General features: G+C 59.0%; 10 protein-coding genes and 1 riboswitch. Of the genes, 3 read left to right on the top strand and 7 right to left on the bottom strand.

Translation table 11 applies throughout. The features are described from left to right. Positions 1 to 51: 51 nt before the first annotated feature. Positions 52 to 861, top strand: a complete 810-nt coding sequence (gene djlA, locus ACVKSX_RS19165) for a co-chaperone DjlA (protein ID WP_010253811.1) — start codon at positions 52 to 54, stop codon at positions 859 to 861. A 63-nt stretch (positions 862 to 924) separates the two neighbouring features. Here the strand turns inward: djlA and rluA are convergent, their stop codons facing one another. From rluA to polB, 3 genes are all read right to left on the bottom strand, one after another. Then, the gene (rluA, locus tag ACVKSX_RS19160; RefSeq protein ID WP_010253813.1) at positions 925 to 1,578 is read right to left on the bottom strand and encodes a bifunctional tRNA pseudouridine(32) synthase/23S rRNA pseudouridine(746) synthase RluA; all 654 of its coding nucleotides are present in this window, start codon (positions 1,576 to 1,578) and stop codon (positions 925 to 927) included. Between the two features lie 39 nt (positions 1,579 to 1,617). After that, on the bottom strand, positions 1,618 to 4,524 hold the full coding sequence (rapA, locus tag ACVKSX_RS19155) for an RNA polymerase-associated protein RapA (protein ID WP_010253817.1): 2,907 nt from the start codon (positions 4,522 to 4,524) through the stop codon (positions 1,618 to 1,620). A 152-nt stretch (positions 4,525 to 4,676) separates the two neighbouring features. Then, entirely contained in the window at positions 4,677 to 7,037 is a 2,361-nt protein-coding gene (gene polB / locus ACVKSX_RS19150; protein ID WP_095522737.1) for a DNA polymerase II, read from the bottom strand. A 168-nt stretch (positions 7,038 to 7,205) separates the two neighbouring features. Between polB and ACVKSX_RS19145 the strand changes: the two genes are divergently transcribed. Then, complete coding sequence (locus ACVKSX_RS19145; RefSeq protein WP_010253821.1) at positions 7,206 to 7,970, top strand: DedA family protein; 765 nt, start codon at positions 7,206 to 7,208, stop codon at positions 7,968 to 7,970. A gap of 5 nt (positions 7,971 to 7,975) precedes the next feature. On the opposite strand, the gene thiQ is transcribed toward ACVKSX_RS19145, so the two are convergent. The 4 genes from thiQ to sgrR form a co-directional block, all read right to left on the bottom strand. After that, positions 7,976 to 8,677, bottom strand: coding sequence for a thiamine ABC transporter ATP-binding protein ThiQ (thiQ, locus tag ACVKSX_RS19140; RefSeq protein WP_167433543.1), 702 nt, complete (start codon positions 8,675 to 8,677; stop codon positions 7,976 to 7,978). Further along, positions 8,661 to 10,271: a thiamine/thiamine pyrophosphate ABC transporter permease ThiP gene (thiP, locus tag ACVKSX_RS19135; RefSeq protein WP_124889688.1), complete on the bottom strand. Its 1,611-nt coding sequence runs from the start codon at positions 10,269 to 10,271 to the stop codon at positions 8,661 to 8,663. Before thiP ends, thiQ begins: the two co-directional genes overlap by 17 nt. Next, a complete protein-coding gene (gene thiB, locus ACVKSX_RS19130; RefSeq protein WP_010253828.1) occupies positions 10,247 to 11,233 on the bottom strand; it encodes a thiamine ABC transporter substrate binding subunit in 987 nt (328 codons plus the stop codon). The genes thiP and thiB overlap by 25 nt, the downstream gene beginning before the upstream one ends. A gap of 46 nt (positions 11,234 to 11,279) precedes the next feature. Beyond that, a riboswitch (TPP riboswitch) is annotated at positions 11,280 to 11,382 on the bottom strand. A gap of 35 nt (positions 11,383 to 11,417) precedes the next feature. Beyond that, positions 11,418 to 13,079 (bottom strand): HTH-type transcriptional regulator SgrR, encoded by a 1,662-nt coding sequence (gene sgrR, locus ACVKSX_RS19125; protein WP_010671817.1) that lies wholly within the window; start codon positions 13,077 to 13,079, stop codon positions 11,418 to 11,420. A 253-nt stretch (positions 13,080 to 13,332) separates the two neighbouring features. Between sgrR and ACVKSX_RS19120 the strand changes: the two genes are divergently transcribed. Next, positions 13,333 to 14,511 carry an MFS transporter gene (locus ACVKSX_RS19120; protein WP_010253833.1) on the top strand — a complete coding sequence of 393 codons (1,179 nt, stop codon included), beginning with the start codon at positions 13,333 to 13,335 and terminating at the stop codon, positions 14,509 to 14,511. Positions 14,512 to 14,627 lie beyond the last annotated feature (116 nt).

The raw sequence follows: 14,627 nt of genomic DNA, 5'->3' as shown, positions 1-14,627 counted from the left end.
CAGGTATGATAATGCAATTTTCAGCCGCAAGCATGGCGAATTGAGGAGTTTATGCGCTACTGGGGAAAAGTTGTGGGTCTGGCGGTGGGATTACTTTCCGGCGCAGGCTTTTGGGGTATTGTGATCGGTTTGATCATTGGCCATATGATTGACAAAGTACGCGGCGCGCAAGGCAAGGCTTACTTCTCAAATAATCAGACCCGACAGACGCTGTTTTTCAGCACCACCTTTCAGGTGATGGGCCATCTGACCAAGTCAAAAGGGCGCGTCACGGAAGCGGATATTCAGATTGCTTCGCTGTTAATGGAGCGGATGCAGCTGCACGGTGACTCTCGCACGGCTGCCCAGCGCGCGTTCCGCGAAGGCAAGCAGGCGGATTATCCGTTACGCAGCAAACTGCGTGAACTGCGCAGCGCCTGTTTTGGCCGGTTTGATCTGATTCGGATGTTCCTGGAGATCCAGATTCAGGCCGCCTTTGCCGACGGTTCACTGCATCCTAATGAGCGACAGGTGCTCTATGTGATTGCCGAAGAGCTGGGCATTTCACGCGGTCAGTTCGATCAGTTCCTGCGCATGATGGAAGGTGGCCAGCAGTTTGGCGGTGGTCAGCGCAGTTCAGGCGGTTTTCAGCAGGCGCAACGCGGGCCAACGCTGGAAGATGCCTGTAGCGTGCTGGGTGTGAAGAGCAGCGATGACGCCACCACCATCAAACGCGCCTACCGCAAACTCATGAGCGAACACCATCCTGACAAGCTGGTAGCGAAAGGGTTACCGCCAGAGATGATGGAGATGGCGAAGCAGAAAGCGCAGGAAATTCAGGCGGCGTACGATCTGATTCGCAAAGAGAAAGGCTTTAAGTAAACACCATGTTCCGTGGCCGCTTCTGCAACAGAGGAGGCCACGGCGACAGGCGAGCAGTAAACCTTAAAAATCGGCGGGCTGACGAAACGTCATGGCATTACCAAATGCCGGATGGGTAATGGTTAGTGACTCCGCATGCAGCAGTAAACGGGGCGCCATCGCTTTGGCCTCCGGATGCGCATAGAAGTTATCCCCCAGAATCGGATGGCCCAGCGCCAGCATATGCACCCGCAGCTGGTGTGAGCGGCCGGTAATCGGTTTCAGCGAAACACGCGCACTGTTATCCGCACGATATTCCAGCACCTGGTATTCCGTCTGCGCGGCTTTGCCGGTCTCGAAGCAGACCATCTGCTTCGGACGATTTGGCCAGTCGCAAATCAGCGGCAGATCAACCAATCCCTCTTCCTTCGCCGGATGACCCCAGATGCAGGCCACGTAAGTCTTGGAAGGCTCCCGCTCACGGAATTGTCGTTTCAGCTCGCGCTCAGCAGCCTTAGTCAGCGCCACGACCATTACGCCGCTGGTCGCCATATCCAGTCGGTGGACAGATTCAGCCTGCGGGAAATCACGCTGAACCCGCGTCATCACGCTATCTTTATGTTCGTCCAGCCGACCGGGTACCGAGAGCAGACCGCTGGGTTTGTTCACCACCATGATGTGCGCATCCTGATAAAGGATGTGCAGCCAGGGTTCACGCGGTGGATTGTAAGGTTCCATGGGGCTTTCCAAAAATAAGGGGCCATGCGGCCCCTGAGCTTACTGGTGTGTCACCACAATCAGGCGCAGCGCGTCGAGACGCCAGTTGGCCTGATCGAGACTTTCCAGCACCTGTTCACGGTTGCTTTCCAGCGCCTCGACTTCATCGTCACGGATGTTCGGGTTCACCGCTTTCAGCGCGTTGAGACGGGAGAGTTCTGCGCCCAGCTTCTCGTTCGCTTCGGCACGCGCTGCATCAATCACCGCACGCGCTTCGCTGACCACGCTCTCTTCGCCCTGGGTCAGAATCGCATGCACATCCTGCTGCACCGCATTCACCAGTTTACTGGCGGTATGACGGTTAACCGCATTCAGCTGACGGTTAAAGCTTTCGAACTCCACTTTGTCCGCCAGGTTAGTGCCTTTGGTATCCATCAGCAGACGGATTGGCGTTGGCGGCAGGAACCGGGTCAGCTGCAGATGCTTCGGTGCCTGTGCTTCAACCACATAGATCAGCTCGACCAGCAGCGTCCCCACCGGCAGCGCCTTGTTCTTCAGCAGTGACAGTGCGCTGCTGCCGGTATCGCCCGACAGAATCAGATCCAGACCGTTGCGGATCAGCGGATGTTCCCAGGTAATGAACTGGGTATCTTCGCGCGACAGCGCCTGATCGCGGTTGAAGGTGATGGTGCAGCCATCTTCCGGCAGGCCAGGGAAATCGGGCACCAGCATGTGGTCGGAAGGGGTCAGCACGATCAGGTTATCGCTGCGATCTTCCTGATTGATACCAACGATATCAAACAGGTTGAGCGCGAAGTTCACCAGGCCTGTGTCGTTATCCTGCTCGCTGATGGCATTGGCCAGTAGCTGAGCCGATTCGCCGCCGTTGGAGTTCAGCTCCAGCAGGCGATCGCGACCCTGTTCCAGCTGCAGTTTCAGCGCGTCATGCTGTTTACGGCAGTCGGTGATAAACGCATCAAAACCTTCGCTGTTTTCCGGCGCGGCCAGATAGCCGATCAGTTGCGAATGGACGCTGTCATAGATTGTCCGGCCGGTCGGGCAGGTATGTTCAAACGCGTCCAGCCCTTCGTGATACCAGCGCAGCAGCACCGCCTGTGCGGTCTGCTCCAGCCACGGCACCAGAATCTGGATGTCGTGCGCCTGGCCAATACGATCCAGACGACCGATACGCTGCTCCAGCAGGTCCGGGTTAAACGGCAGGTCGAACATCACCAGACGGCTGGCAAACTGGAAGTTACGGCCTTCAGAACCGATCTCGGAGCACAACAGCACCTGCGCGCCATTCTCTTCTGAGGCGAACCAGGCGGCAGCACGGTCACGTTCAATGATCGACAGACCTTCGTGGAACACCGCTGCACGGATACCTTCGCGTTCACGCAGTACCTGCTCCAGCTGCAGCGCGGTGGCCGCTTTGGCGCAGATCACCAGCACTTTCTCTTTGCGGTTGGTGGTGAGATAGCCCATCAGCCATTCCACGCGCGGATCGAAGTTCCACCAGGTGCCGCTGTCGCCTTCAAATTCCTGATAAATCTGCTCCGGATAGAGCAGGTCACGCGCCCGCTCTTCTGCACTTTTGCGCGCGCCCATAATGCCGGAGACTTTAATCGCCGTCTGATACTGCGCAGGCAGCGGCAGGCGGATCTGGTGCAGTTCGCGTTTCGGGAAGCCTTTAACCCCGTTACGGGTGTTACGGAACAGCACGCGGCTGGTGCCGTGGCGGTCCATCAGCATGGAGATCAGCTCCTGACGCGCCTCCAGCTTGCCGTCACGGTCGCTGTTGGCGACCTGCAGCAGTGGCTCAATATCCTGCTCGCCGACCAGATCGTTGATCCGGTTCATCTCCTCCTGGGAGATCGCTTTATCGGCCAGCAGCGCGGTGACGGCATCGGCAATCGGACGGAAATGCTGCTGCTCTTCAACAAAGGCGGCAAAGTCATGGAAACGATTAGGGTCGAGCAGACGCAGACGGGCGAAGTGACTCTCCATGCCCAGCTGCTCCGGCGTTGCGGTCAGCAGCAGAACCCCGGCGGTTTTCTCAGCCAGCTGTTCGATAACCTGATATTCACGGCTGGGCTCGCCTTCTGACCAGGCCAGATGGTGCGCTTCATCGACCACCAGCAGATCCCATTCGGCATCGGCCAGCATCTCAAGACGCTGCTTGTTACGGCGCACGAAGTCCAGTGAGCAGATAATCAGCTGCTCTGTTTCAAACGGGTTATCGCTGTCGTGCTGCGCTTCGGTATAGCGGTCGTCATCAAACAGCGCAAAGCGCAGGTTGAAGCGGCGCAGCATCTCGACCAGCCACTGATGCTGTAAAGTTTCAGGTACCACGATCAGGACGCGATCGGCGCGGCCAGCCAGCAGCTGCTGCTGGATGATCATCCCGGCTTCAATAGTTTTACCCAGGCCAACTTCATCGGCCAGCAGGACGCGCGGCGCATGGCGGCGGCCGACATCGTGGGCGATATGCAGCTGGTGAGGGATCAGGTTGGTGCGCATGCCGCGTAAGCCGCTGATTGGCAGGCGATATTGCTCACTCTGGTATTTACGGGCGCGGAAGCGCAGGGCAAAACGATCCATCCGGTCGAGCTGGCCGGCAAACAGGCGATCCTGCGGCTTACTGAACACCAGCTTGCTGTCGAGCATGACTTCGCGCAGCATCACTTCGCTCTCTTCGGTATCCAGACGGGTACCGATATAGGTCATCAGGTCATTTTCGTTGCGTACTTCATCGACGCGCATCTGCCAGCCTTCGTGGCTGGTGATGGTATCACCCGGATTAAAGATGACGCGGGTAACTGGCGAATCGTTGCGGGCGTAGAGGCGGTTTTCCCCCGTGGCCGGAAACAGCAGGGTGATCATGCGGGTATCGATCGCCACCACGGTGCCCAGTCCCAGTTCACTTTCCGTATCACTAATCCAGCGCTGACCTAATGTAAAAACCATATATTTTTTGCTCGAATTTTAACGTTTTTAGAGGTGTTCCCAAAGCTCAGGCAATAGCGTTACCGCCAGACAACAAGGCCTGGAGCGTACTTAAGAGCGGTGAGTTTCAGGAAGGGCGCTATGGTACTGGATGGCAGGACGTTCGTCACCTGTCAAAAAAGCCCCAGCTGTCCGGTAATAAGTGTAGCAAAGTCCCCCTCGACAAAGGGCAGAATCCCCTCTGCAACCGGCTGAAGTTGCTTCGTCACGTAGTGGTCATAGTCCAGCGGCGTGCTGCGCGCCTCCAGTGGCTCGGGGCCTGCGGTGGCGATGACATAACGGATCCGGCCACCATTCTGGTACTGCAAGGGCCGGTTTAATTTACGATTGTGCTCATCGGCCAGCCTGGCAGCGCGCACGTGCGGGGGCACGTTTCGTTCATATTCTTTCAGCGGACGCCGCAGCCGCTTTTTGTAGATCAGCTGATCGTCGAGTTCACCCGCCAGCAACTGCGCCACGGTTGTACGGATATAATCCTGCCACGGCTGACGGTGGAAGATACGGTGGTAGAGCTGCTGCTGGAATGCTTTTGCCAGCGGCGTCCAGTCTGTTCGCACCGACTCCAGCCCCTTAAAGACCATGCGCTCACCGGCGGCGTCACGAATCAGTCCGGCGTAGCGTTTCTTGCTGCCCTGTTCCGCGCCGCGAATAGTGGGCATCAGAAAACGGCAGAAGTGATTTTCATACTCCAGTTCCAGTGTGCTGGTCAGCCCCTGCGTCTGCTGCAGATGGTCGCGCCACCAGGCGTTCACTTTCTGCACCAGCTGCTGACCAATCGCGGCGGCATCTTCTTCACTGTGCGCCGACTTCAGCCAGACAAAGGTGGAGTCGGTGTCGCCATAGATGACGTCGTAGCCTTCCGCCTCAATCAGCGTGCGGGTCTGCTGCATGATGGCGTGACCGCGCAGCGTAATAGAGGAGGCGAGCCGCGGATCAAAGAAGCGGCAGGCGCTGGTGCCCAGCACGCCGTAAAAGGCGTTCATGATGATTTTCAGCGCCTGGGACAGCGGCTGATTATTCTGCTTTTTCGCCGCTTCGCGACCCAGCCAGATCTGTTCAACTATCGCAGGCAGGCAGTGGGTATGCCGCGAAAAACGCGCTTCACGGAAACCCTCAATCGAATCGGCATCATCAGGATGGGCCAGCCCTTCCACCAGACCCACCGGGTCAATCAGGAAGGTGCGGATAATCGACGGGTAGAGGCTTTTGTAATCCAGCACCAGCACTGAGTCATACAGGCCGGGGCGCGAATCCATCACATAACCGCCAGGACTGGCTTCCGGGGCTACATCACCCATGTTCGGGGCGACAAACCCGGCGCGATGCATCCGCGGAATATAGAGATGACCAAAGGCCGCTACCGAACCGCCGTGGCGATCCACCGCCAGTCCATTGACCGCCGCGCGTTCCAGCAGAAACGGCATAATCGCCGTTTTGTGAAAAATGCGCGTCACCAGTTCGCAGTCTTTCAGGTTGTAGCGCGCCAGCGCCGGTTTATCGTTGGCAAAACGCCAGTTGATCTCCTCCATACGCTGCCAGGGATTATCAATCGCTTTTCCTTCTCCCAGCAGTTGCTGCGACACCGACTCCAGGCTGAATGAGGGAAAATCCCAGAACGCCGATTTCAGCGCGTCAATACCATCAATAATCAACCGGCCACTGGCCTGAGCGAAAAATACGCCGGGTTTGAAGCCATGTTCACGCCACTCCAGCGCGGCCTGCTGGCGTCCCAGACGCAGCGGAATGCCGTAACGATCGGCATGCTTTTGTAATACCCGCAGGTCAAACTGCACGACGTTCCAGCCAATTAAGACATCCGGATCATGCTCTGCAAACCACTGGTTCAGCGCTTCAAGTAACTGCGGCCGGCTGTCGAGATAGATCAGCTCGAAATCCAGCGTGCTGGCATCACCGTTGGCCGGGCCGAGCATAAAGACCTGGCGCTGACCGCATCCCTCCAGCCCGATGCAGTAAAGCTCGCCATGCTGTGTGGTTTCAATGTCCAGCGAGACCCATTTCAGCGGCGGGCGATAGTCGGGATGGGGTTTGAGCCGCGCATTGACCACGCTGTCTCCGCGCTGCTCGCCGTCAAACCAGACCGGCGCGGTAATAAAACGCTCCATCAGGTAGCGCTCCGGCGGACGGATATCGGCTTCATAGACCGGAATACCCTCTTCGCGCAGCCGTTTTTCAATGCGCTGTAGCTGGCGGTTCTGCTGGCAGTAGAGGCCGAAAACCGGGCGACGCCGAAAATCTTTCAGCGCCAGCGACTGAATCCGAAACTGACGTTCATCTTTCAGTAATTCGCTGACCTGCGCCTGAAATTCCTCAGGAATAAACGCGACGGACTCCTGCACCGGCAGCACCACGCGCTGCGCGCCCGCATCGGTCGCGAGCCAGAGGATAATTTCGGTGCCATGCGGGCTGTCGCGCCAGTGGCGGGTGAGCAGAAAACCTGCACGGGGCATATTCAGATGTTCTCCGGACTCAGCATTTCAGGATGAGAAAACCGCTTCAGTATAACATGGATATTTATACAGTTCCCGCCACCCGCTTTTGTCAACATTGTCCTACAATTCTTGCCTTGACGCTGTGTGGCTGGCTCAGGACAATCCAGCCTTCTGCTTTTACTTAGGATGATTATGGAAGCCTGGATTCAACAACTGATTACGCAGTCCCTGGAGTGGGCGCTGTTTGCCGTTGCGCTGGTGACGTTTCTTGAGTCGCTGGCGCTGGTCGGGCTGTTGCTGCCAGGTACGGTGATGATGGCCAGTCTGGGCGCGCTGGTCGGCAGTGGCGAACTTGGCCTTTACCCGGCCTGGGCGGCGGGCTTTGCGGGCTGCCTGATTGGTGACTGGGTTTCCTACGGCATCGGCTGGAAATTTCAGGGGCCGCTGCATCGCTGGAAGTATCTGCAAAAGTATAAAGGCCTGCTGGATAAAACCGAGCACGCCCTGCATCAGCACAGCATGTTTACGATTCTGGTCGGACGCTTTGTTGGCCCCACGCGTCCGCTGATCCCGCTGGCGGCCGGTATGCTGGAGCTGCCGGTGCGTAAATTCCTGCCGCCGAACATTATCGGCTGCATTCTCTGGCCGCCGCTCTATCTGCTGCCCGGTATTCTGGCGGGTGTGGCGATCGATGTGCCCAAAGCCGCGCAGGGCGGCAGCTTTAAATGGCTGTTACTCGGCGCAGCACTGCTGATCTGGCTGGGTGTCTGGTTATGCTGGCGCTGGTGGCGCAGCGGCAAGAGTCGCGACTGGGCATCGGCCTGGCTGCCGCCTGAGCGCCTGCGCTGGGCAGGGCCGCTGGGGCTGGTGATTGCCGTCGCGGCTTTCGTCGGTATTCAGTTCCATCCGATGATGCCCATTTTCCGTCATCTGCTGTGGCAGGTTTTCTTCGCCTGAATCGCTTAACGACGCGGGATGCCGAGCACGTCGGCCTCCCGCGTGTCGCCCGACAGTAACTGTCGGGTCTCGCCATCCCAGTAAACCCGGCCATCCACAATCACCACGCTGCGCGGCGCAATCTGCTGGGCATCTTCCAGACTGTGCGACACCATCAGCAGCGTGATGCTGCGCGCTTCACACACCGAACGCACCAGTTGCAGCATCTCTCCGCGCAGCGCGGGATCCAGCGCAGAAAAAGGCTCATCCAGCAGCAGCACCGGACGGTCACGTAGCAGACAGCGTGCCAGCGCCACGCGCTGTCGCTGTCCGCCTGACAGCTCGCCCGGCAGGCGCGTCAGCAGATCGCCTAATCCCACCTGATCGGCCAGCGCTGCAAGCTGCTGGCGCTGCCCGGCGCTCAGCTTCAGTCCGGGGTGCAATCCCAGCGCCATGTTCTGCTGCACGCTGAGGTGCGGAAACAGGTTGTTCTCCTGAAACAGCATCGAAACCGGCCGTCTGGCCGGCACGCTGTGGGTGTGCTCCTGGCCGTCAATCATCAGGGTGCCCTGTTTCACCGGCAGGAAACCGGCAATCAGGCTCAGCAGGGTGCTTTTACCGGCCCCGCTGGGGCCGAGGATCGCGATGCGCTCGCCGCGGGTGGCTTTGAGACTAAAGCGCATCGGCAGATGCTGATAAAGGTACGTGAGGTTATTCAGTGTCAGCATGGCGGCCTGGTAATTTTTCCATCAGGGTGAACAGCAACAAACAGAGCAGCAGCAGCAGCAGCGCGGTCACTGCACCGTCAGCACCGCGATAGGCACCGATCTGTTGATAAAGGTAGAACGGCAGGGTGCGGAAATCGGCAGTACCAAACAGCGCCACCACGCCAAAATCACCGATCGACAGCACGCAGGCAAAGGCCAGCGCCTGGGCCAGCGGACGTTTCAGCGCCCGCAGTTCAATCAGCCGCAGCCGGTTCCAGCCGTGGATATCCAGCGAATCACAGAGTCTGCCGTAACGCTCCGCGACGTCACGCATCGGGTTCTCCAGCACTTTCAGCGCATAGGGAATGGCGATCAGCGCATTGGTGAAGATCACCAGCCCGTCCGCCGACGCCGGCAGACCAATGGTGGCGTTAAACAACAGGAAAAAGCCGGTGGCGAGCACGATGCCTGGCATCGCCAGAATCAGCATGCCGCTGGTGTCGATAAGGGTTGCCGCCGCCGGGCGCTGACGCAGGCGCAGCTCGCGGCTGCTCCACAGCAGCATCATGGTCAGCACCACACAGAGCAGACCGGCGCCGGTGGCGATGCGCAGTGAGGTAAACGTCGCCTGCCAGAGTGCAGGCTGCGCCAGCGCGCCGCGCAGTCCGCCGTGCAGACCATCGATGATGACCGCCGCCAGCGGGGGCAGCAGCAGGATCAGCGCCAGCAGGATCAGCAGCGCATCAACCAGCTGCGCCCCGCGCGAATCCTGCGGATCGCGCCAGCCATTCAGCTGGCTGGTTCCGGCGGGAATCGCTTTGCTGAAGCGCTGGCTGAGCAGCACCAGCGTCACGCAGCAGCCAAGTTGGATCAGCGCCAGCAGTGCAGCGCGCCCCGGATCGTAGTCATAACTCAGCGCCTGGAAAATCGCCAGCTCGATGGTCGTCGCCTGCGGGCCGCCGCCCAGTGAGAGCACGGTAGCAAAGCTGGCGAAACAGAGCATGAAGATCAGCGCGCCGGTCGGCAGCAGCTGACGCCGCAGCCATGGCCACTCCAGCAGACGAAAATGGTGCCAGCCGCGCAGGTCGAGCTGTGCCGCCAGCTGACGCTGTTCCGCCGGAATGCTCTCCAGCGCCTGCAGCATCAGGCGGGTCGCCAGCGGCAGGTTAAAGAAGACGTGCGCCAGCAAAATGCCCGACAGACCGTAGGGAGAGAAGTGGTAATCAATCCCTGCCAGCTGGCACAGCTGCGCCAGCCAGCCGACACGACCATAGACGGTGAGCAGACCAAATACCGCCACCAGCACCGGCAGTACCAGGGTCATGGCGCACAGACGCAGCAGCAGCTGACGGCCAGGGAAACGGCGTCGATAGAGCGCGCGCGCCAGCGGTATCGCCGGCAGCAGCGACAACAGCGCGGAGAGCAGCGCCTGACCAAAAGAGAAGGCGATAACGTGATGCAGGTAATCATCCTGCAGCACGCTGCGCCAGTCATTCTCTGGCGCGGCGCTCCAGAGTGCACCGAAGGCCAGCAGCGCCACGCTGATTAACAGCAGCGTGGCGAGCGAACCGGGGATAAGCCAGCGCGGCATCAGCGGCTGACGGCGCGTTGCCACTGGCTGATCCAGCCTGAACGCTGGCTGGCAACCTCTTCCGGCGAGAACTGCAGGGCGGTGGCGGGCACAGTGAGCGCGCTAAAACCGGCAGGCAGCGGCGTGTCGATTACCGGGTACATCCAGTTACCGGTCGGGATAGTGCGCTGGAAGTCGGGTGACACCATAAACTTCATGAATTGCTGTGCCAGCGCCGGCTGTTTGCTGCTGGCTAACTGCGCGGCAACTTCAACCTGCAGATAGTGGCCCTCTGCAAACGGCGCGGCGGCATAGTTCTCTTTTTTCTCTTCGATGATGTGGTAAGCCGGTGAGGTGGTGTAGCTCAGCACCAGATCGCCTTCGCCCTTGAGGAACAGGCCATAGGCTTCACTCCAGCCTTTGGTCACCGTCACGGTTTTCTGCGCCAGCTTTTGCCACGCCTGCGGTGCCTGATCGCCATAGACTTTCTGCATCCACAACAGCAGACCTAAGCCGGGGGTGCTGGTACGGGGATCTTCGTAGATCACCCGCCACTTCTCCGGGCTGTCGACCAGCTCTTTCAGGCTTTTTGGCGGATTCTTCAGCCGGGTTTTGTCATAGACAAACGCGAAGTAGCCATAATCAAACGGCACGAAAGTGGTGTTGTGCCAGCCGCCGGGCAGTTTTAATGTCGAGGAATCGACCTGACTTTCGGCAAACAGACCGGTTTTCTGCGCCGCCTGTACCAGATTGTTATCCAGCCCCAGTACCAGATCGGCTTTGCTGTTTTTCCCTTCCATGCGCACGCGGTTCAGCAGCGACACGCCATCTTCCAGCGTGACGAATTTCAGCTCGCAGTTGCACTGCGCCTCGAAGGCTTTTTTAACCGCCGGGCCAGGGCCCCAGTCAGCGGAGAAGGAGTCGTAGGTGTAGACCGTGAGAACCGGCTTAGCCGCCAGAACGGGGGCGGAGAGTAACAGCAGCACCGGCAGAACTTTGTTTAACACTTTGCGCTCCTTCAGGAGAATAGGGGATGAGTCGCAAAGGATCTGAGCACAGAGGCCTCCCAAATCCCTACGTCGGTATTAACCGAATCAGGTTCGACGGGTATCTCTCAGCTGCTTGCTGGTGACAGGCGGCACCCCGTTGAGAACGTCACATTCTAGTCATTTCAGCGCCGGGGCGAAAGCCTCACAGCGCGGGTGGCGCGAACCAGGCGGATTTAAAATCAAACCAGCCCAGCGTATTCATCCGAACGCCGCGCATGCTGCGCTGACCTTCAAGCAGCAGCCAGTGGTGAAACAGCGGATGAAGACCCGCTTCTTCGACTAACTGTTTACTCCATTCGGCCAGCGGCAGCGTTTTCTCGCGCCAGCGGGCCGCATCGCTGTGCCAGTCGATCGGCAGACAGTGATGCAGCAACGGGATCTCATAAAGCTGCGCAAACAGAGAGTAATTCAGCGGCAGGGTAAAGTTCACGCTGCCAAGCCAGATATCACTTTCCGCTTCGCCCTGATACCAGCTTTCGTAGCTGATCTCGCGGGTCTCCAGCGTGACGCCATGCTCTGCCAGCAGCGGACGCAGCGCGTTAGCGATGCCTTCATGCTCCACGTGCTGGCTGTACCAGGTCAGCGTCAGGTGGGTTAAGCCGGGCGGTTTTTCCACTGGCGTCAGGTCGCGCCGGTGATGCCAGCGCGGCAGCAGGCCATACGCCGGAAACCAGTAGCGCTGGTAGCCGACACCGGCGTGATTGAGCAGGGCGATAGGATTAAACAGGTAGCTGACCCAGCGCCGGACCGCCTCGTTGCGTCCCTGTTCTGAACGCTGGTCGAACAGCAGATAGTAGCAGCCCTCTTCAAGACGGCTCTCCTCCTGAACCTCATCGGCTCCGTCGCCCTGCAGGCGGACACCGGCATAGACCAGCTCATCGCTGATGTCGGGCAGTACCCAGATAGAGACATCATCAATCAGGGCGCGAAAACCAAAATAGTCATCAAACGCTTCGATCTTCAGCTGACTCTCCTGATTGCGGATCACCCGGTAAGGACCGGTGCCAACGGGCTGGCGGGCAAAATCGTGCAGCGTCGGCCATTCGCGCGGCAGGATCATCGCACTGACGCTGCCCAGCAGCCAGGGCAACCCTTCATCGGGCTGGCTTAAGCGGATATCCAGCGTCCAGGGCGCGGGCGAGTCGATCTGCTCGATATGGGAAAAGAGCGGATGAGGGCGCTGACGCTCAAGCGTGGCCAGCACATCCTCCATCTCCAGTTCTCTGCCGTGATGAAAGCGAATCGCCGGACGCAGAAAGAAGCGCCAGTGAAGCGGGGAAGTCTGCTGCCAGTGGTGCGCAATATCGGGCTCGATTTCCCCGTTTTCCTCATTTATCCGCGTCAGGCCGTTGAAAATCTGTCGCGCAATGTGGGTTTCGGAGCGCCGCAGCGGCGAACCGGGCAGCAGATTGAGCAGCGGACGATAGTAGAGCACCCGCAGGATATGCTTGCCCTGACGGAAACTGCGGCCCAGATGCGCGGCGATCATCTGCCGTACCTGATTTTTATCGCCCACCAGCTGGACCAGCTGATCGATGCGATCCTGCTCCAGCAAATCCTCGGCACGTTGCTGCTGCAAAGCCAGTCCGGTATAGCAGAAGGTAAGCTGTGAACGCTTGCCGCGTCCGGCTTCCGCCTGCCAGATTAGCCAGCCCGCGGCCTGCATCCGGTTGAGCAGATTGCGCATATGGCGGCGCGAGCAGTGCAGCAGGTCAGCCAGTTCGCTAAGGGTAATCTCCTGCGTTTGCCCCTGACAGCTCTGCCACAGGCGAATGAACTGCTGCTTCAGACGTGATGAGGACATAAAAGAGGAACTCCCGATGAAAAGCGCTCTGTTTTTCTTGCCCTATTTTAAGAGCAAACTTTACGTTATGGGAAGAGCGGGAGGCATTCAGCACTGAATGGCGTTCGACCCTGACTTCGCTGTTCAGCGGAGTGCTTTTCTGAGTAGGGTGCATTTACACCGCCAGCAGATGATCTCTGCTGGCTTTTTTCATGTTGCGCGGTATCGTCTACCCTTCTTTTTCCCCTCTGTTTGTTCTGTAAGGGATTTCGGTATGAAATCGCTGTTAACGCGGCAGCGCCGCATCAATCCGGTTTACCTCGCTTTTATGGTCGCCTCGTTCATGCTGGGCATCGCGGGCGCACTGCAGGCGCCGACGCTCAGCCTGTTTCTGACGCGCGAGGTGCAGGCGCGGCCCTTCTGGGTCGGACTGTTTTTCACCATCAATGCGGTGGCCGGTATCGTGGTGAGCATGCTGGTGGCAAAGCGTTCTGACAGCGTCGGCGATCGTCGTCATATCATTCTCTTTTGCTGCCTGATGGCGCTGGTCAATGCGCTGCTGTTTGCTTTTACCCGCCACTATCTGACCTTGCTGACGCTGGGCGTGCTGCTGTCGGCGCTGGCCAGCGTCTCGATGCCTCAGCTGTTTGCGCTGGCGCGGGAATATGCCGATCAGTCGGCGCGTGAAGCGGTGATGTTCAGTTCGGTGATGCGTGCGCAGCTGTCGCTGGCGTGGGTGATTGGGCCGCCGCTCTCCTTCGCGCTGGCGCTGAACTACGGCTTTGTAACGCTATTTATGGTGGCCGCCGCGCTGTTTCTGATCTGTATCCTGCTGGTCTGGTTCACCGTGCCGTCGGTGCCACGTTCGCAGCCCCTGATGCAAAGCGGCGGGCTGCCGCTAAGTGGCTGGCGCGATCGGGATGTGCGTTTACTGTTCCTGGCCTCAGTCGCGATGTGGACCTGCAACACTATGTATATCATCGATATGCCGCTCTATATCAGCACCACGCTGGGCCTGCCCGAGAAGCTGGCCGGTCTGCTGATGGGGACGGCGGCGGGGCTGGAGATCCCGGTGATGCTGCTGGCCGGACATTACGCGCGGCGTATCGGCAAGCGCCGGTTAATGCTGATCGCGGTGGCGGCTGGCGTACTGTTTTATCTGGGGCTGGTGCTGTTCAATTCCCGCACGTCGCTGATGGTGTTGCAGCTGTTTAACGCGGTGTTTGTCGGGATTATTGCTGGCATAGGGATGCTGTGGTTTCAGGATCTGATGCCAGGACGGCCTGGTGCAGCGACCACCATGTTCACCAACTCGATCTCGACCGGCATGATTCTGGCTGGTGTTATTCAGGGCACGCTGAGTGAGCGACTGGGACATGAGGCGGTTTACTGGCTGGCATTCGGGCTGGCTATTGTGGCGCTGGTGATGTCGGCACGGGTGCGCGACGTATAAAGAAGAAGGGCGACCCGATGTCGTAATGCCAGTCAGTTAAGCGACAGGTGATAACGCAGTCTGGTGCCGCTCAGGGGCTGGCGGTCCTCGCGCCGCTGCGCGGTTCCTTCACTTCA

Source organism: Pantoea sp. PvP021 (assembly GCF_054056055.1).
This window is presented reverse-complemented; position numbering and strand designations above follow the sequence as displayed.